The organism is Streptomyces sp. MH60 (genome assembly GCF_002939385.1).
Lineage (GTDB): Bacteria > Actinomycetota > Actinomycetes > Streptomycetales > Streptomycetaceae > Streptomyces.
Map to the genome: position 1 here is coordinate 12,605 of NZ_MULI01000024.1, position 24,656 is coordinate 37,260.

Annotated in this window: 26 protein-coding genes, 1 tRNA gene and 1 pseudogene; 23 read left to right on the plus strand and 5 right to left on the minus strand. The window is 70.2% G+C overall.

Going from position 1 to position 24,656, the window contains the following annotated elements:
- Positions 1 to 35 precede the first annotated feature (35 nt).
- Positions 36 to 995 (minus strand): hypothetical protein, encoded by a 960-nt coding sequence (locus tag BZZ08_RS17190; RefSeq protein ID WP_104633113.1) that lies wholly within the window; start codon positions 993 to 995, stop codon positions 36 to 38.
- A gap of 84 nt (positions 996 to 1,079) precedes the next feature.
- On the opposite strand from BZZ08_RS17190, the gene BZZ08_RS17195 reads away from it, so the two are divergent.
- Positions 1,080 to 1,517, plus strand: coding sequence for a DUF4442 domain-containing protein (locus tag BZZ08_RS17195; RefSeq protein ID WP_064726772.1), 438 nt, complete (start codon positions 1,080 to 1,082; stop codon positions 1,515 to 1,517).
- Between the two features lie 82 nt (positions 1,518 to 1,599).
- Complete coding sequence (locus BZZ08_RS17200; RefSeq protein ID WP_104633114.1) at positions 1,600 to 2,235, plus strand: DedA family protein; 636 nt, start codon at positions 1,600 to 1,602, stop codon at positions 2,233 to 2,235.
- A 97-nt stretch (positions 2,236 to 2,332) separates the two neighbouring features.
- Here the strand turns inward: BZZ08_RS17200 and BZZ08_RS17205 are convergent, their stop codons facing one another.
- A complete protein-coding gene (locus tag BZZ08_RS17205) occupies positions 2,333 to 2,869 on the minus strand; it encodes a gamma carbonic anhydrase family protein (RefSeq protein ID WP_104633115.1) in 537 nt (178 codons plus the stop codon).
- A 107-nt stretch (positions 2,870 to 2,976) separates the two neighbouring features.
- Here BZZ08_RS17205 and BZZ08_RS17210 point away from each other — a divergent pair, with 107 nt between their 5' ends.
- From BZZ08_RS17210 to BZZ08_RS17220, 3 genes are all read left to right on the plus strand, one after another.
- Complete coding sequence (locus tag BZZ08_RS17210; RefSeq protein WP_104633116.1) at positions 2,977 to 3,783, plus strand: acyltransferase; 807 nt, start codon at positions 2,977 to 2,979, stop codon at positions 3,781 to 3,783.
- Between the two features lie 157 nt (positions 3,784 to 3,940).
- A complete protein-coding gene (locus BZZ08_RS17215) occupies positions 3,941 to 4,513 on the plus strand; it encodes a helix-turn-helix domain-containing protein (RefSeq protein WP_198601539.1) in 573 nt (190 codons plus the stop codon).
- 42 nt (positions 4,514 to 4,555) lie between these two features.
- On the plus strand, positions 4,556 to 5,113 hold the full coding sequence (locus tag BZZ08_RS17220) for a YbaK/EbsC family protein (RefSeq protein WP_104633118.1): 558 nt from the start codon (positions 4,556 to 4,558) through the stop codon (positions 5,111 to 5,113).
- Positions 5,114 to 5,122: 9 nt separating this feature from the next.
- On the opposite strand, the gene BZZ08_RS17225 is transcribed toward BZZ08_RS17220, so the two are convergent.
- Positions 5,123 to 6,196 (minus strand): cation diffusion facilitator family transporter, encoded by a 1,074-nt coding sequence (locus tag BZZ08_RS17225; RefSeq protein ID WP_104633119.1) that lies wholly within the window; start codon positions 6,194 to 6,196, stop codon positions 5,123 to 5,125.
- An 82-nt stretch (positions 6,197 to 6,278) separates the two neighbouring features.
- Between BZZ08_RS17225 and BZZ08_RS17230 the strand changes: the two genes are divergently transcribed.
- Positions 6,279 to 6,638 carry an ArsR/SmtB family transcription factor gene (locus BZZ08_RS17230; protein WP_198601540.1) on the plus strand — a complete coding sequence of 120 codons (360 nt, stop codon included), beginning with the start codon at positions 6,279 to 6,281 and terminating at the stop codon, positions 6,636 to 6,638.
- Between the two features lie 30 nt (positions 6,639 to 6,668).
- Here the strand turns inward: BZZ08_RS17230 and BZZ08_RS17235 are convergent, their stop codons facing one another.
- Entirely contained in the window at positions 6,669 to 7,892 is a 1,224-nt protein-coding gene (locus BZZ08_RS17235; RefSeq protein ID WP_104633121.1) for a 4-hydroxybenzoate 3-monooxygenase, read from the minus strand.
- Positions 7,893 to 8,054: 162 nt separating this feature from the next.
- On the opposite strand from BZZ08_RS17235, the gene BZZ08_RS17240 reads away from it, so the two are divergent.
- The 7 genes and pseudogenes from BZZ08_RS17240 to BZZ08_RS40115 all read left to right on the plus strand — a co-directional run bounded on the left by BZZ08_RS17240 (position 8,055) and on the right by BZZ08_RS40115 (position 16,547).
- Positions 8,055 to 9,524 (plus strand): hypothetical protein, encoded by a 1,470-nt coding sequence (locus BZZ08_RS17240; RefSeq protein ID WP_104633122.1) that lies wholly within the window; start codon positions 8,055 to 8,057, stop codon positions 9,522 to 9,524.
- 95 nt (positions 9,525 to 9,619) lie between these two features.
- Positions 9,620 to 10,864: an AAA family ATPase gene (locus BZZ08_RS17245; RefSeq protein WP_104633123.1), complete on the plus strand. Its 1,245-nt coding sequence runs from the start codon at positions 9,620 to 9,622 to the stop codon at positions 10,862 to 10,864.
- A gap of 62 nt (positions 10,865 to 10,926) precedes the next feature.
- Positions 10,927 to 12,164 (plus strand): annotated as a pseudogene (locus BZZ08_RS17250) (vWA domain-containing protein).
- Between the two features lie 108 nt (positions 12,165 to 12,272).
- Positions 12,273 to 13,916: a recombinase family protein gene (locus BZZ08_RS17255; protein WP_198601541.1), complete on the plus strand. Its 1,644-nt coding sequence runs from the start codon at positions 12,273 to 12,275 to the stop codon at positions 13,914 to 13,916.
- A gap of 579 nt (positions 13,917 to 14,495) precedes the next feature.
- The gene (locus BZZ08_RS40110) at positions 14,496 to 15,266 is read left to right on the plus strand and encodes an endonuclease VII domain-containing protein (protein WP_446750262.1); all 771 of its coding nucleotides are present in this window, start codon (positions 14,496 to 14,498) and stop codon (positions 15,264 to 15,266) included.
- A 208-nt stretch (positions 15,267 to 15,474) separates the two neighbouring features.
- Positions 15,475 to 15,578: transfer RNA gene (locus tag BZZ08_RS38825), tRNA-OTHER, on the plus strand.
- Positions 15,579 to 16,118: 540 nt separating this feature from the next.
- The gene (locus BZZ08_RS40115) at positions 16,119 to 16,547 is read left to right on the plus strand and encodes an endonuclease VII domain-containing protein (RefSeq protein WP_104633125.1); all 429 of its coding nucleotides are present in this window, start codon (positions 16,119 to 16,121) and stop codon (positions 16,545 to 16,547) included.
- Between the two features lie 57 nt (positions 16,548 to 16,604).
- On the opposite strand, the gene BZZ08_RS17275 is transcribed toward BZZ08_RS40115, so the two are convergent.
- On the minus strand, positions 16,605 to 17,228 hold the full coding sequence (locus BZZ08_RS17275; RefSeq protein ID WP_157953343.1) for a DUF4352 domain-containing protein: 624 nt from the start codon (positions 17,226 to 17,228) through the stop codon (positions 16,605 to 16,607).
- Between the two features lie 180 nt (positions 17,229 to 17,408).
- Here BZZ08_RS17275 and BZZ08_RS17280 point away from each other — a divergent pair, with 180 nt between their 5' ends.
- The 10 genes from BZZ08_RS17280 (at position 17,409) to BZZ08_RS17325 (ending at position 24,649) form a co-directional block, all read left to right on the plus strand.
- Positions 17,409 to 17,618 (plus strand): HNH endonuclease, encoded by a 210-nt coding sequence (locus BZZ08_RS17280; protein ID WP_241965494.1) that lies wholly within the window; start codon positions 17,409 to 17,411, stop codon positions 17,616 to 17,618.
- Positions 17,619 to 17,620: 2 nt separating this feature from the next.
- Positions 17,621 to 17,872 carry a hypothetical protein gene (locus tag BZZ08_RS17285; protein ID WP_104633128.1) on the plus strand — a complete coding sequence of 84 codons (252 nt, stop codon included), beginning with the start codon at positions 17,621 to 17,623 and terminating at the stop codon, positions 17,870 to 17,872.
- Positions 17,873 to 18,323: 451 nt separating this feature from the next.
- Entirely contained in the window at positions 18,324 to 18,731 is a 408-nt protein-coding gene (locus BZZ08_RS17290) for a hypothetical protein (RefSeq protein ID WP_104633129.1), read from the plus strand.
- 47 nt (positions 18,732 to 18,778) lie between these two features.
- Positions 18,779 to 19,039: a hypothetical protein gene (locus tag BZZ08_RS17295; RefSeq protein WP_104633130.1), complete on the plus strand. Its 261-nt coding sequence runs from the start codon at positions 18,779 to 18,781 to the stop codon at positions 19,037 to 19,039.
- On the plus strand, positions 19,039 to 19,503 hold the full coding sequence (locus tag BZZ08_RS17300) for a phage terminase small subunit (RefSeq protein ID WP_104633131.1): 465 nt from the start codon (positions 19,039 to 19,041) through the stop codon (positions 19,501 to 19,503). The genes BZZ08_RS17295 and BZZ08_RS17300 overlap by 1 nt, the downstream gene beginning before the upstream one ends.
- A gap of 82 nt (positions 19,504 to 19,585) precedes the next feature.
- Positions 19,586 to 21,226 (plus strand): terminase large subunit, encoded by a 1,641-nt coding sequence (locus BZZ08_RS17305; protein WP_241965495.1) that lies wholly within the window; start codon positions 19,586 to 19,588, stop codon positions 21,224 to 21,226.
- Between the two features lie 13 nt (positions 21,227 to 21,239).
- Positions 21,240 to 22,766, plus strand: coding sequence for a phage portal protein (locus BZZ08_RS17310; RefSeq protein ID WP_104633133.1), 1,527 nt, complete (start codon positions 21,240 to 21,242; stop codon positions 22,764 to 22,766).
- Positions 22,747 to 23,556 carry a hypothetical protein gene (locus tag BZZ08_RS17315; protein ID WP_104633134.1) on the plus strand — a complete coding sequence of 270 codons (810 nt, stop codon included), beginning with the start codon at positions 22,747 to 22,749 and terminating at the stop codon, positions 23,554 to 23,556. The genes BZZ08_RS17310 and BZZ08_RS17315 overlap by 20 nt, the downstream gene beginning before the upstream one ends.
- A gap of 40 nt (positions 23,557 to 23,596) precedes the next feature.
- Positions 23,597 to 24,232, plus strand: coding sequence for a DUF4355 domain-containing protein (locus tag BZZ08_RS17320; protein WP_107491002.1), 636 nt, complete (start codon positions 23,597 to 23,599; stop codon positions 24,230 to 24,232).
- 21 nt (positions 24,233 to 24,253) lie between these two features.
- Positions 24,254 to 24,649 carry a head decoration protein gene (locus BZZ08_RS17325; RefSeq protein WP_104633135.1) on the plus strand — a complete coding sequence of 132 codons (396 nt, stop codon included), beginning with the start codon at positions 24,254 to 24,256 and terminating at the stop codon, positions 24,647 to 24,649.
- Positions 24,650 to 24,656: the final 7 nt, after the last annotated feature.

Genomic DNA, 24,656 nt, shown 5'->3' on the forward strand with positions numbered 1-24,656 from the left:
CGGGCCTTGTCAGGGACGTACCGAAACGGCGGAGCTCAGGACTGCGACGGGGTGTACTCCCTGACGGTGGCGAGGATTTCGCGGACCGTGGCGTCGGGCACCTCGTCGGCGACGTCCGCCGCGCCGAAGAACGACCACGAGACGAAGTCGCCGTCGGCGGACGTGAAGGCGAAGGTGGTCGCCTTGCCGTTCACGTCGCACTTGTCCTTCTTCGCCACCCCGGACGACCGGGAGGTGGCCACGCTGCCCTCGATGCCGGAGGCGGTGGTGAACGACGTCACCGGTCCGGTGGCGACCTTGTCCCGGTCCGGCTGGGTGAAGGCCCCGTAGACCCAGGTCGCGGAGTCGGTGCGGGCGATCTCCTCGGTGCTCCGGGCGCCGTTGTTGCCGCGGGTGCCCGCACTGGCCAGGGGCGTGTGGTCGACCGAGCCGTCCCGGTCGTCGTCCGACGCGCACCACTTCTCCTTGAGCACGGCGGGGGCCTTCATGGCGACCAGGGGCTTCTCGTCGGGGTCGTCGTCCTCCGCGACGTAGGTGACCCAGTCGCGCGACTGCGGTACCCAGGACGCCGGTACGTCGAAGGCGATGCCGCGGTCGGGGTCGGCCACGACGGTCCAGCCCTCGACGGTGGGCTTCGGGGAGTCGTCACCGCCGCGCGGGTCGTCGGCGGCGGACGCGGCCGGGGAGGAGGCCGCCGCGGAGGAGGAGGCGGGGCCGGGCCGGGCCTCGTCGTCCCCGCCCCCGCCCAGGAGGACGGCCCCGGTCACGGCGGCGGCGACCACCACGACCGCGGCGACGACGACCGCGACCACCTTCGTACGGCCGTTGCCTGGCCCCCGTCCCGCCGGACCGCCGGAGGTGACCGTGGGCGCGTTCCAGGGGGCGGGCCGCTGCTGCCCCGCGTACGGCGGCTGCTGCTGGTGGCCGGGCTGCCGGTACGGGTTGGGCTGCCGCGGGTCCGGTCCGCCGGCGGACGACTGCTCTCCTGGCCACATGGGCGCCCAGCATACGGCGATCTTCCCGGGTCCCTGGCCCTGGATGCTACTCACGGGTAACCTGCCGTCATGAGCGCAGATCAGATGTCGATCGGCGAGTTGCTCGCCGCCACGGTGCCGATGGTCCGGACCCTGAACCTCGAGTACCTGGAGACCACCCCGGAGAAGGCCGTCCTGGCCCTCCCGGACCAGAGCGAGTACCGCAACCACGTCGGCGGACCGCACGCCGGAGCCATGTTCACGCTGGGCGAGTCGGCCAGCGGCGCGATCGTGCTGGCCGCCTTCGGCGACCAGCTCTCCCGGGCGGTGCCGCTGCCGGTCACCGCGGAGATCGCCTTCAAGAAGATCGCCCTCGGCCCGGTCACCGCCACCGCGACACTCGGCCGCCCCGCCGCGGACGTCGTCGCCGAACTGGACGCCGGCAGCCGGCCCGAATTCCCGGTGAGCGTCGCCATCCGGCGCGAGGACGGAGCCGTCACCGGTGAGATGACCGTCATATGGACCCTGCGCCCCAACGGCTGACCCCCGCCGACCCGGTACGCTTCCCGGTGCGCCTCGAACGAGGCGCACCGGGGAACAGGTACGCGAAGCGGAGGATGGGGCGTTGCACGTCCAGGAATGGCTCGACACGGTGCCCGCGGCGGCCGTCTACGCCGTCGTCGCGCTGGTCATCGGTCTGGAGAGCCTGGGCATCCCGTTGCCCGGCGAGATCATCCTGGTGTCGGCGGCCCTGCTGTCGTCGCAGCACGGCGGGATCGACCCGCTGGTCCTCGGCGCCTGCGCCAGCGCGGGCGCGGTGATCGGCGACTCCATCGGCTACGCCATCGGCCGCAAGGGCGGCCGGCCGCTGCTGGCCTGGCTGGGCGGAAAATTCCCCAAGCACTTCAGCGAGGGGCACGTCGCCACCGCCGAGCGGTCCTTCCAGAAGTGGGGCATGTGGGCCGTGTTCTTCGGCCGCTTCGTCGCCCTGCTGCGAATCTTCGCGGGCCCGCTGGCCGGTGTGCTGCGGATGCCGTACTGGAAGTTCCTGATCGCCAACGTCCTCGGCGGCATCGTCTGGGCGGGCGGCACCACCGCCGTCATCTACTACGTCGGCGTCGTCGCGGAGGACTGGCTCAAGCGCTTCTCCTGGCTGGGCCTGGTGGTGGCGGTCCTGATCGGTGTCGCCTCGATGCTGATCGTCAAGCGCAGGGCGGGCAGGGCCCGGCCGGAGCCCGAGCCTGCGACCGCCGGGGAGTGAGGCGCCCCGCAGGGGCGCGGGGCTGTGCCGATGTGCGGCTCCGCCGCGTGGGCGCGAGCCACCACGGCGAACCCGCGACGAACCCGCGATCGGCCGATCACAGAACCTCTCCCACCGCGTCCCGATGCCGCCCGGCCAGCGCCGCGTACATCGTGCCGTTCAGCGTGACCCCCTGACGCTCCTCCTCCGTCAGCTCCCGCTTCACCTTCGCCGGTACCCCCGCGACCAGCGACCCCGGCGGCACCCGCATCCCCTGCGGGACCAGCGCCTGGGCCGCGACCAGTGAACCCGCGCCGATCACCGCGCCGTTGAGGACCGTGGCACCCATGCCGATCAGGCAGTCGTCCTCGACGGTGGCGCCGTGCACCACGGCGTTGTGCCCGATGGAGACGCGCTCGCCGACGGTGACGGGGAAGCCGGGGTCGGCGTGGAGCGTGCAGTTGTCCTGGACGTTGCTGCTCGCGCCCACGGAGATCCGCTCGACGTCGCCGCGCAGCACCGCGCCGTACCAGACGCTCGCCCCGGCGTGCAGCGTCACGTCCCCGACGACCGAGGCCGTCGGCGCCACGAAGGCCTCCGCGTCCACCTTCGGGTCCTTGCCACCGATGCCCGTGATCAGCGCCTGCTGCGTCATCTTCGCCTCCTGCTCGGGTGTTGTACGGCACCGTACGTCACCCGGTGGGGTGAAGATCACAGCACGGTGCGGACCTGCGCGCGGCGCGCGCGGACTACCGTGAGCGGGTGCCCCACCGCAAGAACACGTTCTCGTCCTGGCGGAGCCGCCTCGCGCAGCGGGCCGTCCACGCGGGCTGGGCCTGGGCGCAGCGCACCGGTTCCGTCACCGCCGCGCACCCCGGGCGGTTCCGCTTCGGCGCGCTGGGCACGGGCACTCGGCTGGCCTTCCCGCTCGGCACGGTCTTCGGCGAGCCCTGGATCCACGTCGGCGCCCACTGCATCATCGGCGAGCAGGTCACGCTGACCGCCGGGCTCATGCCCGACCTCGACCTCGGCCCCGAACCGATCCTGCGCATCGGCGACGGGGTCGTCCTCGGCCGCGGCAGCCACGTCATCGCGGACACCACCGTCACCATCGGCAGCGACTGCTACGTCGGCCCGTACGTCTACGTCACCTCCACCAACCACTCCTACGACGACCCGCACCAGCCCATCGGCAAGCAGTGGCCGCGGATGGACCCGGTGGAGATCGGCCCCGGCTGCTGGATCGGCACCGGCGCGGTGATCCTGCCCGGCGCGCGGATCGGGCGGAACGTGGTCGTGGCCGCCGGTGCCGTGGTCCGGGGCACGGTCCCCGACCACGCCGTGGTGGCGGGCGCCCCCGCCCGTGTCGTACGGCGCTGGACACCCGCCGAGGGCTGGCAGCCGCCGCTCAGGACCCCGGCTCCGGTGCCGATCCCCGACGGGATCACGCCGGGGCAGCTGCGGGAGCTGTCGAAGCTGGACGACGAGGCGGTGGCCCGTCTCGCCGCGTTGGACGCAGATCCGCAGCGGACGCCGGGCAGGCTCGCGGAACCGGCCGCGGAGGGCTGAGGAGCGACCTGGAGGGTGTCGGCCGAGCGCGCTGTCACGGTCCGGTCGGCCCGCAGTACAGTTCCGTGGACCTTCGGGTGCGGCAGACCGCAGTTCAGTCTGAAGTACCACGTCATGCACATCAATGTACGTACCTGAACGAGTCCCTGGACGGAACGTGGCGGACCTCGACCTGCTGACCCAGTCCCTGGCGCGCAACGTCAGGCGCTGGCGCACCGAGCGCGGTTTCACCCTGGAGGCGCTCGCGGCGCGCGCCGGGGTCAGCCGCGGCATGCTCATCCAGATCGAGCAGGCGCGCACCAACCCCAGCCTCGGCACCGTCGTGAAGATCGGCGACGCCCTCGGCGTCAGCATCACCACCCTGCTCGACTGGGAGCAGGGCCCCACGGTCCGCGTCGTCCCCGCCGAACAGGCCGTACGCCTCTGGCACACCGACGCGGGCAGCTTCAGCCGGCTCCTCGCCGGGGTGGAGGCGCCCGGCCCGCTGGAGATGTGGGAGTGGCGGCTGATGCCGGGCGAGCACAGCCTCTCCGACCCGCACCCCGCCGGCACGGTCGAGCTGGTGCACGTCACGTCGGGCGAACTCGCCCTCACCGTCGACGGGGTGACCCACCGGGTGCCGACCGGCGCGAGCGCCTCCTTCGAGTCCGACACCCCGCACACGTACGGCAACGAGGGTGACGCGCCGATGGAGATGATCATGGCGGTGTCGGTGCCGCCCGTCCGCTGAGACGGCCGTTCTCCGGGCCCCGGCAGTTGTTAGCGTGCCGCCATGCACGCACCCATCGGGAACTTCGACAGCGCCACGCCCGCCCCGGATTGCCTCGACGAGCTGACCCGCCCGGTCGCCGACGCCGTACGCCACTGGAGCGGCACCGTACCGGCCGATCAGATCCTCTACGTCGACACCGAACCGGAGTGGGCCGACACCGCCACCTTCGTCGAGCACTACGGCCGTGAGCTGCTCGAACGGTCCGCCAACTGCGTGGTGGTCACCGGCAAGCGGGGCGGCGGCACGACCCTGGCCGCCTGCGTGGTGCTCTCCACCACCCGGGTCGACGTCAACGGCGTCGTACGCCGTCACCTCGGGGCGCGCAAGGCGTCCTTCGCGCCGATGGACACGGCCACCGGGGAGACCGGCATGGAGTACGGCGGCATCACCCCGGTCGGCCTGCCCGGCGACTGGCCCCTGCTGGTGGACTCGGCCGTCGTCGACCTGCCCCACGTCCTCGTCGGCAGCGGACGCCGGCGCGGCAAACTGCTCGTGCCGGGCAAGGCCTTCGCGGAGCTGCCCGGCGCCGAGGTCCTGGACGGGCTCGGCGTCGCCTGACCGTCGGGTTCAGGCGTGGTGGGCGATCGCCAGATGCGGATCCGCCTCGCCAGGGGACGGCGCCGGGTCCGCGTGGACCAGGGCGGCGGTGAGCCGCGGCACCGCGTGCAGCAGGGCGTGCTCGGCCGCCACGGCGATGCGGTGGGCCTCGCGGACCGTCGCCCCGCCGTCCACCACCAGGGCGACCTCGGCGCGCAGCCGGTGCCCGATCCAGCGCAGCCGCAGCTCACCCACCCCGCGCACGCCGGGAACCCCGTCCAGCACCCGCTCCGCCCGGTCCACCAGCGCCGGGTCCACCGCGTCCATCAGCCGCCGGAACACCTCGCGCGCCGCGTCCCGCAGGACCAGGACGATCGCGGCCGTGATCGCCAACCCCACGACCGGGTCGGCGAGTTGCCAGCCGAGTGCCGCGCCCCCCGCGCCCAGCAGCACGGCCAGCGAGGTGTAGCCGTCGGTGCGGGCGTGCAGGCCGTCGGCGACCAGCGCGGCGGAGCCGATCTCCCGGCCCACGCCGATGCGGTGGCGGGCCACCCACTCGTTGCCCACGAAGCCGACCAGGGCGGCCACGGCGACCGCCGGCACGTGCGCGACCGGGCGCGGGTCGAGCAGCCGGTCCACCGCCGTCCACGCCGCGAACACCGCGGAGGCGGTGATCGTCAGGACGATCGCGACACCGGCCAGGTCCTCCGCCCGCCCGTAGCCGTACGTGAAGCGCCGGGTGGCCGCCCGCCGGCCCAGGACGAAGGCGATGCCCAGCGGAACGGCGGTCAGCGCGTCCGCGGTGTTGTGCACCGTGTCGCCGAGCAGCGCCACCGATCCGGAGACCACCACCACGGCCGCCTGCGCCAGCGCCGTCGCACCCAGCACCGCCAGCGACACCCACAGGGCGCGCAGGCCGCGGGCCGAGGACTCCAGGGCCGGGTCCAGCTTGTCGGCGCTCTCGTGGGAATGGGGGGCGAGCCGGTGCGCGAGGCGGTGCGCCCACCGGCGCCACCGGGCGGCCGAGGGGGAGGGGCCGGGGTGGGCGTGGTGATGCCCGTCCCGGTGGTGATCGTGGCGGTGGTGCCGGTGCGGGTCGCTCATGGGTGTCCCTTCCGGTGTCCCGGCGTTCTGTGTGCCGGTGCGGCGGGTGGACGTTCGCCGTCCCCGACGCCATTATGTGCGTATGAGCGCACGCATGCACCTGTCAGCTGCGGACGATGCGCAATCGCGCACACCGGGCGAGGAGCAGTTCGCGCTCGCCGCCGAGATCCTCTCCCTGCTCGGCGACCGCACCCGCCTGACCCTGCTGCACGCCCTGACCGACGCAGAGGCCGACGTCACCACCCTCACCGAGGCCTGCGGGGCGGCCCGTCCGGCGGTCAGCCAGCATCTGGCCCGCCTGCGTCTGGCGGGGCTGGTCGGCACCCGCAAGGAGGGGCGCCGGGTCGTGTACTCGTTGCGCGACGGGCATCTGCGCCGCCTGGTCGACGAGGCGCTGAACGTGGCCGACCACCGGCTCGACGACCGGCCGCCGCACGACTGAGCGACCTGCCGTCCCCGGCCGGCGAGGCGCTCAGCCGGTGGTCCGCACGCCGAGGTAGCGCTCGGCGAACTCCGTCGCCGCGACCGGCGAGTCGAAGAGGCGGCGCAGCCGGGCCAGCGCGGCACCCGCGCGGTACGGATCGCCCGACGCCGTGCCGTGGTACATCTCGGCCAGCCACTGGGAGAACTCCTGGTAGTCCCACACCCGGGTGAGGCACGTGTCCGAGTAGCCGGACAGTGGGGAGTCGTCGCCCTTCGTCAGGGACGCGACCAGCCCGTCGCCGAGCAGGAAGGCGTCGTGCAGGGCGAGGTTCAGCCCCTTGGCGGCGATGGGCGCGGTCAGGTGCGCCGCGTCCCCGGCCAGGAAGAGCCGCCCGAAGGCCATCGGCTCGACCACGTAACCGTGCATGTCGAGCACGCGCTTCTCGATCAGCCGGCCTTCCTCGAGCGGCGGTGCGCCGGCCGCGCCCAGCCGTTCCCGCAGCTCTGCCCAGACGCGCTCGTGCGGCCAGTTCGCCGGGTCGTCGCCCGGCGGGCACTGCAGGTAGTAGCGGGTCACCTCGGGGCTGCGGGCCATGTGCCCGGCGAAACCCCGCGGATGCATGCCGAACACCACGCAGTCCGAGGACGGCGGCGCCTCGGCCAGCAGCGCCAGCCAGCCGACGCCGTAGTCGTGCCGAGCGAGGCGGGCCCGCTCCGGAGGCAGTGCGGCGCGCGTCACCCCGCGCGCGCCGTCGCAGCCCGCGACGAAGTCCGCCGTCACCACCCGGCGTTCGCCGGATTCCGGGCACGTGTACGACACCGACGGCCGCCCGGACCCGAGACCGTGCAGGCGTACGCCCCGGACGCCGAACCGGATCTCCCCGCCCCGCACGTCCGCGTACTCCCGGACCAGGTCCGTCACCAGGAACTGCTGCGGATAGATGAAGTGGTGACGTCCCGTCAGTTCCGTGTACGCGAAGCGGTAGCGCTCTCCGGCGAAACGGAACTCGCACGCGGTGTGGGTCTGCGCCCGCTCCAGCAGGGTTCGCGCCAGCCCGCGCCGTTCCAGCCCGCGCACGGCCCACTCCTCGATGACCCCGGCCCGCGGCCGCCGTTCGACGAACTCACGGGTCTCCGTCTCCAGCACCAGACAGTCGACCCCCGCGGCGCGCAGGATGTTGCCGACGGTCAGCCCGGCGGGACCGGCGCCCACTATGACGACGGAACATGCTTGAGCGCCGCCTGAGCCGGCGTGGGGGGAGGGTGCGGTCACGCGGCCATTATGTCGGCGGCGCGCGGGCCACGGGAACGGTCGCGACGGCCCCCGCCGTGGGAAAACACCTGGCGGGTCCCGAGCGGACGACGCTATGCTCCCCGCGATGACTACACCTCCTTCTGGCAGATTGGGGGACCCGTCCGCGCAAGGTGAGTGCTGATGGCCACTCACCTCGTGAACGGGGACTCCGACTCCCGCCCCTCCTTCTCCCGCCTCTCTTTCTGGCAGCGCGTGCGCGAGTTCGCCGTGCCGCCCTCCATGATCGAGACCGCGACCACCCGCCGCCGTGCCGGGGACTGGGCGGGCGCGTGCGCCGCCGCGGCCGTCGACGTCGACCTCGACCTGCGTTCACCGGCGCGCGTCCACGGCCACGCTCTCGCCTCCCGGCTCCGCGCCGACCTGCGGCACCTCGCTCCCGACCTGCTGCGCTGGCACCTGCCGAGGATCGCCCCGGACGGGCTGCTGCGCCCGGGCCTCACGCTCACCCTGGCCCGGTACGACACCGAGGGCCGCGACGGCGCACGCCCGGTGCACCTCGTCGTCCGTACCCCGCCCGCCTGGGCGGACGGCGGCCAGCGCATCAGCCTGGCGCTGTGGGACGGTTCGGGCCGGTTCGCCGGTACCGCACGGCATCCGCACCCCCGGCCCAGCCGGCGCTTCCGGCTCGACCTGCACCGTCACCTGTGGGACGCGCGCAGAACCGGTGAGCTGCGCGTCCGCTCGGGCGCCGACCTGCCACCGCCCGGGGAAGCACCGCCCGGACTCTTGGGCGCGGGAGTGACGGTGCCGCCCGGGCGGCGCTGGGCCCTCGACCGGTGGGAGGCCGAGGCGCGGCTCCTGCTCCGGGCCGAGGGGCGGGCGACCGGGGGCGCGGGGACACGGGAGGACACCACCGGTGTCGAACGCACCGGTGCCGGGGCGGTCGTCGTACGGGTGGGAGCCGGACAGCGGCTGGTCCTGGAACCGGCCGGGGACCGCACGCCGTCGTCCGCTCCGCGGATCGTCGCGGCGCCCGCGGGAGGCGTCTCGTCCGCGCTGCCGGTGCTGCCCGACGCCGCCACCTGGGTGCTGCCCGACCTCGAACTGGTCCGCGCCGGAGCGATCGGGGCCGACCGGCTGCACCCGCTGGTAGCCCCCGCACTGATGCCGGGCCAGGTGCCGACCGCACCGTTTCCGACACCGGACCCGGTGGCGGGCCCGCGGATCGTGGACTGCCGGGGAGCCAGGCACCGCATCGGCCTGGTCGACGGCGCGCTGGCGGCCCTGGACCACGATCCGGCCGAGGTCCGCCGGGAGGAACTGCTCGCCGCGCTGACCGGCACGCCGCTGCCCTGCTTCCAGGTCATCGACGCGGCGCACCGGCGTCCGCAGTGCCTCCCCGACATCCGTGAACGCCTCAACCACGGGGACACCGCCGGTGCCCTCGCCGTCGTCGAGAGTCTGCTGGGCCCCGCCGCCCGCCTGCGGGACGGCGCCCTGCGGGACGACCTGGAGGCCGCCGCGCGGCGGCGGATCGCCCACGGCATGTTCCGCGCGGGCCTCGACGAGCCCGCTCCGGGAGGCGTCGGTCCCGACCGGCACCGGCCCCGCACGGGCCGCTCCCGCCCGCGCCACGCCACCTTCGACTGACCCCCGGGACCGCCGACGTCCCTGCCGCGCCGCACCCCTGCGCCCGGCCCTCCCGCGCAGAACCTCTTCCCCTACCGATTCCCAGGTGATGACACATGACGACATACACCCCCGCCGTGCCCTCCCAGCTCGACGTCGCCGGTGAACTGCTCACGCTGCTGCGCGACACGACCACCGAACCGCGGCCCGACAACCAACTGGAGGCCCTCACCCTCGCCGTGGCCGCCGACCTCCCCGTGCTGCTGTGGGGCGAGCCCGGGATCGGCAAGACCGCGGCCCTCACCCAGCTCGCCACCGCCCTGGACCTCCCGCTGACCACCGTGATCGCGAGCGTGCACGAGCCGTCCGACTTCTCCGGGCTCCCCGTCGTCGGCGACGCCCCCGCGGAAGAGGGCGTTCCGATGGCCCCGCCGGACTGGGCCGTGCGCCTGGTGCGAGCCGGGCGGGGACTGCTGTTCCTCGACGAGCTGTCCACCGCGCCGCCCGCCGTGCAGGCGGCCCTGCTCCGCCTCGTCCTCGAACGGCGGATCGGCGCGCTGCGGCTGCCGCCCGGCGTCAGGATCGTGGCCGCCGCCAACCCGCGGTCCTCGGCGGCCGACGGCTGGGAGCTGAGCCCGCCCCTGGCCAACCGGTTCGTCCATCTCCAGTGGACCCACGACCAGGACGTCGTCGTACGGGGCCTCGGCGGTACCTGGCCCCGGGCGACCCTGCCGAGCCTCGACCCGGCCCGGCTGGGCGAGGCGGTGGGCTACGCGCGGCGGGCGGTGTGCGAGTTCCTCACCGCCCGCCCCGGGCTCGTGCACCGGCTGCCCAGCGGCGAGACGCGCCGGGGCGGCGCCTGGCCGTCGCCCCGGAGCTGGGAGACGACCCTGTGCCTGATCGCCTTCGCGACCGCGGCCGGCTCGTCCAGGGAGGTGCTCTCCCTGCTGGTGCGGGGGACCGTCGGGGACGGACCCGGTCTCGAACTGATGGCGAGCCTGGACCGGATGGACCTGCCGGACCCCGAGACGCTGCTCGCCGATCCGGCGGGCGCCGTACTGCCCGAACGGGGGGACCTCCGCCAGGCCGTGCTGGACGGGGTGGTGGCCGCCGTGCGCAAGCGGCCGGAGAAGTCCCGGTGGGACGCGGCGTGGGCGCTGCTGGCCCGGGCGACGGAGACCGGCGCGCCGGACGTCGTGGTGGTCCCGGCGACGACCCTCGCCACGCTGCGGCAGCAGGACTGGGACGTCCCGGCCTCGATCGACCGGCTCGCCGGAGCCATGTCCCTCTCCCGCCGCGCGGACCGCGCGGCCGACCGCGCGGCGGCCCGGCTCGCGGACACCGCGAAGACGGGCCGATGAAGGCCGTGAAGTCCGTGAAGCCGACGTCGCGCACGGACGCGGCCGGGCCGGGCCGGGTGCGGATGGACCCCGACAAGCTCTACGCCGCCCGGCTGCACGCCGCCCGGGCCCGGCCCTACCTGGCCACGGCGCTGTTCGCCCTGCACGTCGTGCCGTCGCGCGGGGTGCCGACGATGGCCGTGGACCGGTACTGGCGGTGCTACGCCTCGCCGGTCTTCGTGGACCGCACACCGGTGGAGGAACTGGCCGGCGTCTGGGTGCACGAGGTCTCACACCTGCTGCGCGACCACCACGGGCGCAGCGACCGGGTGGCACGCGAGCGCGGGCTGACCGGCCGGGCGGAACGGCTGCGGATGAACATCGCCGCGGACTGCGAGATCAACGACGACGTGTTCGGCGACGGACTGGTCGGCCCCGAGGGCGCGGTCGACCCGGAATTCCTGCAACTGCCGGAGGGGCAGCTCATGGAGGACTACCTGCGCCAGTTCCGGCTCGGGCGGCTCACCGAGAGTCTGGCCTGGCTGGACTGCGGCAGCGGGGCCGACGGCCTCGAACGGAGTGGGACCTCGGACCGGACGGCGCGGACGGACTCGGCGAACAGGAACGGGACGCGGTGCGCTTCCGGGTGGCACGCGGCATCAGCGCCCGCCCGGGCAGCGCCCCGAAGGGCTGGCGGCGGTGGGCGGAGAACGTGTTCCATCCGCCGCAGCCCTGGCGCGAGTTGCTGGGGGCGGCGGTCCACTCGGCGACCTCCTCGGGCGGCGCGGGCGAGGACTACACGTACGGCCGGCCGTCGCGCCGCTCGGCCGGGACTCCCGGTGTGGTGCTGCCCAGCCTGCGGCGCAGACCGCCCCGGGTCGCGGTGGTCGTCGACACCTCGGGATCGGTCAGCGACGCCGAGCTGGGCAGCGCGCTCCTGGAGGTCGCCGCGATCGTCCGCGCCGTCGGCGGCCGTCGCGACCTGGTCAGCGTGGTGCCGTGCGACGCGGCGGCCCGCCTCGCGCACTCCCTGTGCCGGACCGAGGGGATCCCGCTGGTGGGCGGCGGTGGCACGGACCTGCGCACCGGCTTCGCGAAGGCGCTCGGAACGCGTCCCGCGCCGGACGCCGTCGTGGTGCTGACCGACGGGCAGACACCCTGGCCGCGGACGCGGCCGGCCTGCCGGACGGTGGTGGGCCTGTTCCCCCGGGAGCGGGCGGGCGGGTCCTGGGACGAGGACGACCCCGAGTACGTCCCCGACCCACCGCCCGACTGGGCCCGCGTGGTGGTCATCGAGTCCGGTCCGGGACCGGGCGGGTGAGCCCCGGCGCGGTCAGCCCAGTCGCGGGATCTCGATCGCCGGGGTGATGTGGGGTAACTCCCCATGTACTCTGGGCGGAGGGGAGGCACTAGTCATGGTAGGGGTGGCATGGAGCGCGAAGACGCTGAAGAGCTGCGCGCACTCGGCTTCACAGACGAGGACTTGGCGGAGCTGGGGCTCGACAAGCCGGCGGTGGGTGAGCCGTCGGAGCTGGCTGACGTGTACCTGCGCCGGTCGAAGAAGCGCGAAGACCTGGCAACGCTCCGCGGGCACCTGCGGGACATCGTCAGGTACAACCGTGCGGAGGGACTCCAGATCCGTCACGTCTGGTTCGAGCAGCGCAGTGCAAGCAAGGCACACATCCGCCGGGACGAATTCGAGAACGCCAAAGCGGCCGTACTGGCTGGCCGCTCCAAGACGCTCGAAGTCTGGAAGACGGACCGTCTTGACCGCCGGGGAATGGGGGAAGTCGGGGGACTGCTCGACGAATTGGACCGGCGCCGGGCGCGCCTCGTTTCGACATCGGAAGGGCTTGACAGTTCAAAGGGCGGGCGCATCGTATTCGCCATTCTCTCGGAGCGTGCCAGGGACGAGGCAAAGGACATCGCACTGCGAGTTCAGATCGGCCTCGACTCACACCGCATCCTGGGACGTGCGCCGGGCGGCAAGCCGCCTTTCGGTGTGAAGTTCGTGGGGGAAGGAAAGGTCGGACCGAACCCCGTCGAATATCCCACGGCGCGAAAGATCGCGGAGGCGCTCCTAGCGGGAGATCCGGCAACGACTGTCGCCCATCGGCTGACGGCCGACGGCGAAAAGACTCGGACGGGCCGGCACTGGTCCGCCAACGCCATCAGCCGCATGGCTCAGTCGCCTCTGTGGGCGGGGCTCGTGCCGTACCGGGAGCGGAAGACAGACGAGTACGGAAACCCCATCGACAAGTGGGGCTGGAAGGCCGAACCCCTCGTCGGTGCCGACGGGCATCCCGTCTCGTGCGGCACCGGAGTCGTCTCTCTGACGGAGTGGTACGCCATCCGCAGCTACTTCAGCAGCCGGACCGTGCGGGGCATCAAGGGGCGCCATGGCGTCAAGTCCCCGGGCAAGCTCCTCACGGGCATCATGCGCTGCCCGCACTGCAAGGTGGGCATGGTGTCAGGGGGAGACTCCTACCGGTGCCGGACGCGGATGGAGGGCGGTCCGGCGGCGTGCTTCGGGGTCCGGACGAAGGCGTCGCGCGTCGACGAGGCCATGGGGGAGTTCTGGGTGACCCACGTGTCCGCCCTGGACCCTGAGGACCCCGTTCTCCACGAGATCGCACAGCGCTGGTACGCCTACCAGGACCCGGAGAAGGAGGAGCGCAGGAAGCACGTGTCCGCGGCTCTGGACGACGCAGAGCGGCGCTCGTCAGAGCTGGACGACGCCTACTTCGTCCACGGACGGATGAAGGGCGACCGGTACGCGTCGCTGAGCAAGGCACTGGCGGAGCAACTGAGCGCGCTGAAGGCGGAGCTGACGGAGTTGCGACGTCAGACGGACCTGACCCCGCTCCTCGACGGCGTCCTCCTCGCGGAGGCGTGGCACGCGGCAACGCTGGGCGACAAGCGGATGTTGATCCGGTGCGCAGTCGACGAGATGGAGCTACTCCCGTCGACCGGGCAGGGCGACCGACGTCCGATCAGCGACCGACTGAAGATCAAATGGGTGTCCGTCGGGGCACCAGACGCGGAGGGGGAGCCGGAGGAGGGTAACAAGTAGATAACGCCCTGGCCCGTCGTCGCTCGCTCCATCGACGTCGGCGCACGCCTCGTCCTCCACAGGCTTCTGTGGATAACTGCGGACAGTTAGCGACGACGGGCCAGATGTCACCCTGGGTAGCTCTAGTGGTCAATCCAGGTGCCAAAGTGTCGAACTAACCGCCTTTTTCATTTTCTCTCTATGCGCGTTAGAAGAAAATGAAAATAGGGGGTTAGTTTGCATGTTTGGCCAAGTCTGGCCACGGCGCCCGCGGAGGACGAGGCGGATCCCGTTCGACGTCCAGCGTCACATCTGGCCCCGATTACGACACAACTCCTGTAGGAGGTGGTGTCGGTGTTCGGCACGGAGGACTGGACGGGGCGGCCGGTGTGCCGACAGGGAGAGTGCACGGAGCCAGCCGTGATCGCGGGGCAGTGGTGCCCCGGGCATGCTCTGGGACGTCTGCGACGGGACCTGGAGCGGCCCGAACCGAAGACGACGTTCAAGCGGGGCGCCACTGCACGCGTGTGCGCAGCCGGCCACGGGTGTCAGTACCCGGCGGTCGGCTCGTCGGGGCTCTGCGGGCGCCACGAGCGTCAGATGGAGCGGTGGGGGAGGACGACGCCGATTGCCCAGCGACGTCCCCGGGGTGCGGCACTGCTCCGGGATGCTCAGGGGCGGAAGCAGTGTTCTGTGTGCCTGACGTGGCAGGAACTTGGCGCATACGCGGCGTCGCCTGTCCAGGCTGACGGCCTACAGCCCCGCTGCAAGGGCTGTGTGCGCTTCGCGACGTACCACGTGACCCCAGAGCGCTATGCGGCGCTGGTGGAGGCTCAGGGAGGCGTGTGCGGCCTCTGTGGGCAGCGCGACTCGTCAGGACGAGACCTGACTGTCGATCATGATCACCGGTGCTGTCCGGTGCCTCGCTCCTGCGGCAGGTGTGTTCGCGGGCTGCTGTGCAACCGGTGCAACGTTGGCCTTGGACGGTTTCAGGACTCGCCCGAGATGTTGCGTGCGGCTGCGGCTTACCTGACGTTCTGGAGCGCGCAGCCTCCGCGACGTGTGCCGGCGGAGCCTCCCAAACCCAGGGGGCGCAGGTGGCCGAAGTTCCGACTCACCGACGAGGAGTACGCGCGGACGGTGGCGGCACAGGGAGGATCGTGCGCAGTGTGCCGCAGGGAGCCGGGGCGACGGTCGCTGTCGGTCGACCACGATCACCGATGCTGCGCCACGACACCAGCCTGCGGGACGTGTGTCCGCGGGCTTCTGTGCACGAGCTGCAACACGGGTCTGTCCCACTTCAACGAGGACGCAGAGCTGATCATTCGGACGGCGGAGTACGTGGAGGCGCACATGATCGTTTGTACTTGATCCAAACAGGAAGTCATACGACATAACAAGGGTAGACAGGTAGTTAGGCGAGCCGTAGCGAATGGCGTGCGGCCCCGACTCCTGTCCTGACGGCCGGCACCGCTCCCAGTAGCTCCGTGGCACTCTCCTCCCACGTCGCAGCCTGGTTGCAGCGGTCCGGCCGTCCTAGGGTTCCCGTCGACGCCCAGGGGGCGGACGGCGGGGAGGTGGTCGCGTGCTCCGAGAGGCCGAAGGAGTGACACTGCCAAGATCCTTACCCGTCCGGCAGTTGGGCGAAGGGTGGGACCGCGGGTTCAAATCCCGTCGCGACTACGACGCACGCCAGGGCTCCGGCCGGAGTCACCAGCGTGCTTAACCCGTGACGTTGAGACGTGCTAGCCACACGCCGGCTCGCGGGGGATTCTTGCTGTACCCGGACGGACGCTTCGTCAGCGACCCTTGTCCCGGGACAGAGGACGCGGCGGGGTGACACCCACTGCAACGCGCGGCGTCCACCGACGAGCCGGAGCCATGCGCAGGTTTGCGCGGTAGCTCAATCAGGCAGAGCGCCGGGGCTGTGTCTCCGGTGGGTGCGGGTTCAAATCCCGTCCGCGACGGCTCGTCACAGACTTCCCTCCGCACGGAACTCAGGGCGTGGAGGACGAGGAACAACCACATAAGCAGGCGCCGGGTAGCTCCCAGCGCCTAGAGCAGCCCCACGGTCCCCCTGAGCCGTGGGGCTGCTCGTCGTTTCCAGGGGTGGATGACGTGAGTGACTCGCGAGAGTGCTCGTTCGACGGCTGCGGTAGACCACTCAGAGCGCGCGGGCTGTGCAGTAGCCACTACCGTCACCAAGCGGCCGGGAGAGCACTGATGGTCATCCGTGAGCAGCGCGGACCACGGTTCCGCGACGAGCAGGGCCGCAAACAGTGCCGGGGCTGTGGCCAGTGGCTCCAGGAGGGCGCATTTACCCTCAACAGGAGCACGGCCGACGGACGCCAATCGCACTGTCCGCGGTGCGTGCGTAACCGTCGGCTGTGGTACCGATACGGCATTACTGGCGCTCAGTACGATGATTTGTTGGCGGAGCAGGGTGGCGTGTGTGCCATCTGCAAGGCTACGAACCCGGGAGGGAAGGAGCTAGCTGTCGACCATGACCACGCTTGCTGTCCCGAGCGGTCGAAGAGCTGTGGTGAGTGCGTGCGTGGACTGCTGTGCGACCTGTGCAATGTCGGCATTGGCAGTCTTCGGGACGACACCGAAATCCTTCGAGCAGCCGTCGAGTACCTAACGGCTGCGTAGCAACCCCAGCGACGCCCCGCCCCGGAGGACCTAACCCGGGAGCGGGGCTGACGTGTTTCAGGACTGCGGCAACTCGACAGAGAAGGCTGGCTTGTCGGCCCACGGGTCGTCGGAGCCGACGTAGCTCACCGTGCCGCCTTTCCTAACGATGTCCAGCACGAGCGTTCCGGTGACTGACTGGCCCGGCTTGTACGTGGTGTCGAGATCGGGCCCCTCACCTACGCCCGCAAGCGACGACGCGTCCTGAGTGGCTGTCTGGTCGTCCTCCCAGCGCATCATCCCGTACGACGCGAACCGGCCTGGCGCGTCGCCGATGTTCTTTAGTGTGAGCGTCAGCTCGACGTACTGACCGTTGTCTGGCTCCCCATAGATCGGGGTCTGGTCGGCGTACTTCGCGCTGACGGCCGTGACCGACATCTTCGACGTCGCCTTGTACGTCCCGTTGTCATCGACCTCCCCCGTCTCGAACTCCCCCGACTCCCCGATTTTCAGAACCGGGGCGGAGGGTGCGGAAGACGAAGGCGCCTGCGACGGCAAGTCCGCGGGGTCGATCGGGACTTCCGACGCCGGATCTTGCTTTGGAGCGGCATCGTCGGACCCGCCCTCGTCAGAACACCCCGCCACCAGAACGGCTAGCAGTGCGACGGCCGGCACCACGGCATGGCGAATGTAGGCGCGCATAGCGCATCCCCCCATTACTCAGTGGCCCTCCCTGGCCACACGGAGCCCACAGCGTAAGGCATGGGTGCAGGCCGAGGAGGCGCAATGGCGTGGGCAGGAAGTACACGTAAGGCCCGCCTTCCGAGGAACTGGGCCGCACTGCGACGCCGTGTCCTGCGCAGGGACAAGGGCCTGTGTCAGATGCCCTTCTCTGACGGGCGCCTGTGTGGGGCTGAGGCCACAGACGTAGACCACATAGTCCCTGGTGATGACCACAGCATGGCCAACCTACGGGCCCTGTGCACGTGGTGCCACGCACGTAAGAGTGCCAGTGAAGGCGGCACCGCAGCAGCCCTTACACGCGTGCGCATAGACCGGCCCAAGCCCACACACCCAGCCCTGGAGGACTAGGCATGGCAGGTGCACACGTGGTGCTGGAGGAGGCAGACGACACGGGCGAGCAAGGCGTCAGCATCACACGAGTGATCATCAATGGTGTTGATGTTGGAAGACTTGCAAAGACACCAAAGATCAACGTTGGAACTGATCGACGTTGCACGACGGTCACGCTCACGCTCGTGCCCAGCCGCCTGGAGATCAGAGGCGAGCACGCTGACGGTGATCGTCGAGAGCCCCGGGCCGGCTTCGGTTCGAAGATCGACTAGCCCCTACCCCAGGGGGGTATACCCCTCCGGGCCGCCTTGCTCACCGTTAAGGTGCTGGGTCTCGCGGTCTGTACGGGTCTGGGGGATGTGGGCGAGGCGTCCACAGGCGCCCTGTGGAGGGCCGTGCGCCGGCCTCCTGGACTGATCCGGACCCCGAAACGGCAGGCGGGCATACAGCGCCTCAGTCATTCAGTGGATTACAAAGCCCCTGCTCAGAGCTTGTTTTACCGTTACCGGCCGCACTAGAATGGCACCCATGAACACACGGAAGTGCGAGCGTTGCTCGGAGCATCTCGGCGCGAGGCACTCGCACCGGGCGCGCTTCTGCTCGACTCGTTGCCGTGTCGCTGCGCACCGCGCGGCGAAGAACGACGCCACTCCACGAGAGCTGACGACCCGCGACAGGTGGGTCCGACGCTCCGCGGCGAAGGTCCCGCTGACGTCGGCTGGCATGGCTGCGTCCTCGACGGACCCGACGACCTGGAGCACGTACAAGGACGCCACCGCCTCGACGGTCGGCGTCGGTCTGGGCTTCGTCCTCTCCGACGAGGACGACGTCATGTGCCTGGACCTGGACCACTGCATGAACCCGCTCACCGGGCAACTCGCCCCGTGGGCCTCCGCCATCCTCCGCGACGCGGGAGCCACCTACGTAGAGGTTTCCCCGTCCGGCGATGGCCTGCACATCTGGGGCCGCGCCTACGTCCGACAGGGACGGCGTATCCGACGCCCCGACGGTACGGCCGTGGAGATCTACGGCACGGGCCGGTACATCGCAATGACGGGGCGCCGACATGGCTCCTCCCCGTCCATCCTCGCGGACCTCTCCGCGGTGGTTGCCAAGCTGACGGCTCGCTAGCTCCCGACAGGGGACGGCACGGCCGTTCTTACCCGGGAGGTACTCGAATGACGACCGACCTTTCCTTCGGCTCGTCGCTAGACGGTTTCGCTGCCCGTAGGCGGGCAGCCGCAGGTAGCGTTCGTCGTGCTCGCGAGATCGAAGGCAAGCGGTACGACGTAGAGGACGCTGAAGACTTTCACGACGATCTGCGCACGTCGTTCGACGCGGCCCTTCGCAACGCGCTGAAGACTCCGGGCATGGCTGTTGCGCACTTCGGGTGCGCCACATGCGCCACGATCGTGCTGACGCAGCGGAGTACCTTCTGATGGCCGGCCGCGGACCAGCCCCCAAGGACCCGTCGAAGCGCCGCAGACGCAATGCCACGGAACCGGAGACGGTCGTCACCGCTGACGACGAACTCCGCGGTCCCGACCTCCCTGACGGCGTTCTGGGCGTCGACGAGAAGACTGGCGAAGTCGTCGAGTGGCACCCGCGCACTCAGGCGTGGTGGGAGTCCTGGCGCACGTCGCCCATGGCTCAGACCTTCGTCGACACCGACTGGGACTTCCTCATCGACACCGCCCTGATGCACCACACGATGTGGGCCAAGGGGCGCTGGGAGTTCGCCTCTGAAGTGCGCCTCAGAGCGGCCAAGTTCGGCGCTACGCCGGAGGACCGGGCGAGATTGAAGCTGAAGGTCGACAACCCCACCGCAGGCCCCCAGAAGCCCGCACAGCGCCCTGACGGAGTGACGGACATCAACTCCCGTCGCGCCCGCCTGACCGGTTAGGAGACCGCGAGTGCCGCACGTCACCGTGCGCGCCCCCGGTCATGACCGCTCCCGCTCTCTCGGGTGGATGGCGGTCGCATGGATGGAGTACTTCGTCGTTCACGGCCCTGGCGACGTCCAGGGCGAGCCCGTACGCCACGGCGACGAGTACACCGGCTTCGTCGTGGACTGCTACGCGGTCGACGAGCACGCCGGGAGGATGCTCTACGACTCCGCGTTCTTCTCCCGCCCAAAGGGCTGTGACAAGTCCGGCCTAGGTGCCCGCATCGGCCTCTTCGAGGCTTTTGGCCCTTCCCGCTTCGCCGGCTGGGCTGAGGGTGGGGAGGTCTACCGCGACCCCTGGGGGCTCGGCTTCGAATACATCTACGAGCCCGGCGAGCCGATGGGCCGCCCAGTCAAGGTTCCCTACCTCCGCATCATGGCGACGGAGGAGGGCCAGACCGGGAATGTCTACGACACCATCTACTTCAACCTGACCGACGAGGCGTCGCCCCTGTCGCAGATCCCGGGAGTTGACCCGGGCCTGACCAAGATCAACCTTCCCGACGGCGGGGAAATCACCCCGTCGACCGCCTCCAGCTCCTCGAAGGATGGCGGCAAGGAAACGTGGGTCTGTTTTGATGAGACGCACTTGTACAACACGCCGGAATTGAGGCGTATGTACGCGACGGTGACCCGAAACCTGCGCAAGCGGAAGAAGGGGGCGCAGACTTGGTATTTGGAAACAACCACCATGTTTGCCCCGGGGCAAGACTCCGTCGCTGAGCGCACCTACGAGGAAGCGGAGGCCATCCGCGAGGGGAAGAAGAAGCGCGGTCGCGCTCGACTCCTCTACGACCACCGCTACGGTGTCTGCAAGAACTTGAAAGACGAGAGCGAACTCCGGTCAGCCCTCATCGATTCCTACGGCGACGCCATGGAGTGGATGGACCTGGAGACGCTGGTTGACGACTTCTACGACCTGCGCAACGACTCCGCGGACGGCAAGCGGTACTTCCTGAACTCCCGAACCTCCACCTCCGACTCGTGGATGGAGCCGGACGCGTGGGAACTCTGCCGCCGACCGGAGCAGCTCCAGCCTGGTGACCTCGTCACCCTGGGCTTTGACGGCTCGATCCGCGACGACGCCACGGCGCTCGTCGCCTGCCGCGTGTCTGACGGCCATCTTCAACTCCTTGGAGTCTGGGAAAAGCCCGAAGGACACGAAGGCGAAGGCTGGCAAGTCGACCGCGAAGCCGTCGACAACGCCGTTGCCCGCGCCTTCGACGTCTACGAGGTCTGCGGCTTCTACTGCGACCCGCCCCACTGGCAGGACTACGTGGACAAGTGGACGTCGGAGTACGCCGAAGGGCTCCAGATCAGCGCCGTACAGTCGCGTCCCTTGGAGTGGTGGACCAACCGCCCCACGGCCATGGAACACGCGCTTGACCGCTTCGTGGAGGCCGTCGACGACAAGGCACTGAGCTTCGCCGGCACGGCCAAAGCGGACGACGACGAGGCGACGTGGTCGAAGTTGGGCGCCACGCTGACCCGCCACGTGCTGAACGCGAAGCGCAGGCCGATGGGCCGCAACCACATGGGCATTGGCAAGGAACACCCCAAGTCACCCAAAAAGATCGACGCCGCCATGGCGGCAACTCTCGCCTACGAATGCCGCGCTGACGCGGTTGCCGCAGGCATCACCAAACGCAAGAAGAAGTCCGGTCGTCTAGTCGCCTTCTGAGGGAGGTCCGTGAATGCCTGTCGATGCATCGAAGGTGGAGTCTCCCGGTTGGTGGCTTCAGCGTCTCGGTAAGAAGCTTCTCGATGAGCGGGAGGACGACACCGACGCCCACGGCGAGACGACCCCGGGACTGGACACCCTCCGCGACTTCGCCGAAGGGCGCCCGCCAGTCCCGCATGTCCTGGGTGTCGACCCGCGCGAAGCACGCGAGTGGATGAAGGACGCCCGCACCAACTGGACTGCGCTTGTTCTGGACTCGCCGACGGAGCGCATGCACGTCGACGGGTTCCGCTTTGGCGCCCCTGACGACGACAGCGAAGACGCCCGCAAGGCGGACACAGAGGCTAACCGCATCTGGCAGGAGAACAGCCTCGATGCGGACGCAGACCTGATCCATTACGGCGCCCTCTCGCAGCGACGAGCCTTCGCCCTTGTCGAGAGTGGTGACGACGGTCGCCCCGTGATCACCCACGAGACGCCCCGTCAGGTGGCCGTGGAGCACGTCCAGGGAAGCCGACGGAAGCTAGCGGCCGGTCTGAAGCTCTGGCGGGATGACTGGACCGGGAACACCCGGGCCACTCTGTGGACTCCAGCGCGGATCTACGACTTCATGTCGACGTCGGATCTCGTGACTTTCTCCGGCCGTGCTGCGAGCCTCCGCGGCTGGGACGCGTTTGTTGTCCCCAACTCCACGGACGGCGAGCGGCGCAACGTACTCGACATAGTCCCGCTCATCCCGTTCATCAACCGACGCAACCGGCGCCTGACGGGCTTTGCGGAGCACGAAGACGTCCTCAGTATCCAGAACCGCATCAACCTCAGCCTGATCAACCTCATGGCCGCCATGAAGTACGGCGCCTTCCGGCAGCGTTGGGCCGCGGGCCTGGAGGTTGGGGAAGACCCCGTCACAGGCAAGCCTATCGAGCCCTTCCAGCTCGACATCCGGCGCCTGTGGACGACGGACGACTCCGAAGTCGAGTTCGGTGAGTTTGCTGCGACGGACCTGAAGCCCTATGTGGCAGCCGTACAAGCGGCTGTACAGGATCTCGCCGCCATCTCCAGAACGCCCCCGCATTATTTGATCGGGGCCGTCGTCAACGTTTCTGGTGACGCCCTGAAGGCCGCTGAGACGGGCCTCATCAGCAAGGTGCGGGACCGTCAGCGATCCTTTGGTGAGTCCTGGGAGCAGACCATGCGCCTGGCCTTTCGAGTCCTAGGCGACGAGGTGAAGGCGACCACCTTCACCGCTGAGACCCTGTGGCGTGACCCGGAGTCGCGCTCCATCGCAGAGATGGCCGATGCGGCAGTGAAGAAGGAAGCTGCCGGCGTTCCGTGGCGTCAGCGCATGGAAGACATGGGCTACACCCCGGCGCAGATCTCCCGCATGGAGATCGACCGTGCGGCCGACGCCATGAACGCTCAGACGGCGACCGATCCGACTGCGCCGCCTCCGGCCCCTCTCGACGACGCTCGCGCCCGGCGTGACCAGCGCACGGTGATCAGTCGAGAGGCGGAGGACGATGGCGCTAACGCTGCTTGACCGTCGCTACGGCTCCGCCGTCCGCGGAGTTTGGACGACGGTCCTGGGGAGGACGAACCGGGCCTTCCGGGACCTGGGCTCCTGGCGTGATGACGACGCCGAAGGCTTCAGGAGCCAAGTCCTCCCCATCATCCTGGCCGGCGAACGCCGGGTAGCGACGCTGACGGCGTCCTACCTCGAACAGCTCTATAAGGATGTGGACGGCGGGGCACGCCGGGTGACCCTGGACCTCGACGAGGTGACAGGTACAGCACTCCGCGGCGTCAACCCCGCCGACGTCTACGACCGCCCCTTCAAGGAGCTGCGTGCCGCCCTGGGGAACGGGGCTGACCTTGATGAGGCCGTCGACCGGGGCGCTAACCGGCTGAACGTCACGATCAAAACGGATCTCCAGCTAGCCCGCACGCACACGGTGCGGCAGGTGGCTGACGAGATGCCCAAGTTCGAGTACACCGTTCGCGAACTGTACGGCGAGTACGACTGCGCACTCTGCATCATCGCCTCGACGCAGCGCTACCACAAAAAGAACCTTCAGCCGATCCATCCCGGGTGTGACTGCATCCCCAAGACGGTCACCGCCGACTACGACCCGGGCCAGATCATCGACGAGGACACGCTAGAACGCCTCCACGACCTCGTTGCGGAGGCTGTGGGCAAGTCGGACCGCGGAGGACGAGCGGTCGACTACCGAAAGATCATCGTCGCCAACGACCACGGCGAGATGGGGCCCGTTCTGGGCTTCAAGGGCCAACGGTTCACCGGGCCCGACGACATCAAACTTCCGACCTGACGCCCGACACGGGCTGACGACTCCCGACAGGGGATACCGCATGCCTCGACGCACTCTTGCGCGCCGTACCAGCCTCCTGACCCTGGCCCACGAGCCGTGGACCCTCTACGAGGACGACCCGGGTGCCGGTGGGGGAGGTGGCGGAGGCGGCAACACGGTGGTCGTCAACGAACACGGCTACCCGGACAACACTCCGACGGCCGAAATGACGGCGGAACACCAGGTTGCCTACTGGAAGCACCACGCCCGCAAGCACGAGGCGGCTGCGAAGTCGGCCCCTGACACTGCGGAGTTGGAGCGCCTCCGGGCGGCTGAGGCGGAGCTGAACACCCGCAAGGCCGCGGACCTGTCGGAGACAGAGCGACTCCAGAAGGAGCGCGACGAGGCCGCCGCAGAGGCCGCTACCGCGAAGGCAGAGCGGGACGAAGCTGCCCGCAAGGCACTCCTCCTGGAGGTCGCCGCAGACAAGGGCCTGACTACTTCGCAGGCTTCCCGTCTCCGGGGCTCCACGAAGGAGGAGCTGGAGGCCGACGCCGACGCCCTGAAGGCGGAGTTCGGTACGTCCGGAGGCAGCACCCCGCCCCCGCGCTCTGGTGGCAACCGGGGAGGCGACGTCGGCAACTCCGGCGGCGTGTCGACGGGCGCTGAGCGCTTCCGCCAGAAGCACGGCAAGTAACCACCACCTCTTGGAGGACACATGGACCTCAACCTGAAGGTTGAGTCTTTCACTCAGGACCGCCGGGATTGGCTGGGGTCCGCTCACGGCACCGACGCCCCCGTCTCCGTGACCCTCGACGTCTCGAAGTTCACGAAGGCGACCCACTACCCGGACGGCTACGTCAAGTCGGGTATCCCGCTCGGCAAGATCACGGCCGGCGGCAAGTACGGGCCCTACGACGACACCGCGACCGATGGCCGGCAGACCCTCGTGGGCTTCCTCTTCACCGCGCAGGACGTTGACGCCCGCCAGGTCGCCTCAACCTCCGTCGTCGGCTCGATGCTCATCCACTGCTTCATCCGCGAGGCGAAGCTCCCTGTCGCCGTCGACGCTGCCGGAAAGACCGACGTCGCCGGCCGCATCATCTTCGTCTGAGAGGCCC

Excerpts from the sequence above, each read along its gene's own strand:
- BZZ08_RS17190 (WP_104633113.1), bottom strand. The coding sequence starts at position 995 with ATGTGGCCAGGAGAGCAGTCGTCCGCCGGCGGACCGGACCCGCGGCAG.
- BZZ08_RS17195 (WP_064726772.1), top strand. The coding sequence starts at position 1,080 with ATGTCGATCGGCGAGTTGCTCGCCGCCACGGTGCCGATGGTCCGGACC.
- BZZ08_RS17205 (WP_104633115.1), bottom strand. The coding sequence starts at position 2,869 with ATGACGCAGCAGGCGCTGATCACGGGCATCGGTGGCAAGGACCCGAAG.
- BZZ08_RS17220 (WP_104633118.1), top strand. The coding sequence starts at position 4,556 with ATGCACGCACCCATCGGGAACTTCGACAGCGCCACGCCCGCCCCGGAT.
- BZZ08_RS17225 (WP_104633119.1), bottom strand. The coding sequence starts at position 6,196 with ATGAGCGACCCGCACCGGCACCACCGCCACGATCACCACCGGGACGGG.
- BZZ08_RS17230 (WP_198601540.1), top strand. The coding sequence starts at position 6,279 with ATGAGCGCACGCATGCACCTGTCAGCTGCGGACGATGCGCAATCGCGC.
- BZZ08_RS17240 (WP_104633122.1), top strand. The coding sequence starts at position 8,055 with ATGGCCACTCACCTCGTGAACGGGGACTCCGACTCCCGCCCCTCCTTC.
- BZZ08_RS17245 (WP_104633123.1), top strand. The coding sequence starts at position 9,620 with ATGACGACATACACCCCCGCCGTGCCCTCCCAGCTCGACGTCGCCGGT.
- BZZ08_RS17255 (WP_198601541.1), top strand. The coding sequence starts at position 12,273 with ATGGAGCGCGAAGACGCTGAAGAGCTGCGCGCACTCGGCTTCACAGAC.
- BZZ08_RS40110 (WP_446750262.1), top strand. The coding sequence starts at position 14,496 with ATGGAGCGGTGGGGGAGGACGACGCCGATTGCCCAGCGACGTCCCCGG.
- BZZ08_RS40115 (WP_104633125.1), top strand. The coding sequence starts at position 16,119 with ATGGTCATCCGTGAGCAGCGCGGACCACGGTTCCGCGACGAGCAGGGC.
- BZZ08_RS17275 (WP_157953343.1), bottom strand. The coding sequence starts at position 17,228 with ATGCGCGCCTACATTCGCCATGCCGTGGTGCCGGCCGTCGCACTGCTA.
- BZZ08_RS17280 (WP_241965494.1), top strand. The coding sequence starts at position 17,409 with ATGCCCTTCTCTGACGGGCGCCTGTGTGGGGCTGAGGCCACAGACGTA.
- BZZ08_RS17285 (WP_104633128.1), top strand. The coding sequence starts at position 17,621 with ATGGCAGGTGCACACGTGGTGCTGGAGGAGGCAGACGACACGGGCGAG.
- BZZ08_RS17290 (WP_104633129.1), top strand. The coding sequence starts at position 18,324 with ATGGCTGCGTCCTCGACGGACCCGACGACCTGGAGCACGTACAAGGAC.
- BZZ08_RS17295 (WP_104633130.1), top strand. The coding sequence starts at position 18,779 with ATGACGACCGACCTTTCCTTCGGCTCGTCGCTAGACGGTTTCGCTGCC.
- BZZ08_RS17300 (WP_104633131.1), top strand. The coding sequence starts at position 19,039 with ATGGCCGGCCGCGGACCAGCCCCCAAGGACCCGTCGAAGCGCCGCAGA.
- BZZ08_RS17305 (WP_241965495.1), top strand. The coding sequence starts at position 19,586 with ATGGAGTACTTCGTCGTTCACGGCCCTGGCGACGTCCAGGGCGAGCCC.
- BZZ08_RS17310 (WP_104633133.1), top strand. The coding sequence starts at position 21,240 with ATGCCTGTCGATGCATCGAAGGTGGAGTCTCCCGGTTGGTGGCTTCAG.
- BZZ08_RS17315 (WP_104633134.1), top strand. The coding sequence starts at position 22,747 with ATGGCGCTAACGCTGCTTGACCGTCGCTACGGCTCCGCCGTCCGCGGA.
- BZZ08_RS17320 (WP_107491002.1), top strand. The coding sequence starts at position 23,597 with ATGCCTCGACGCACTCTTGCGCGCCGTACCAGCCTCCTGACCCTGGCC.
- BZZ08_RS17325 (WP_104633135.1), top strand. The coding sequence starts at position 24,254 with ATGGACCTCAACCTGAAGGTTGAGTCTTTCACTCAGGACCGCCGGGAT.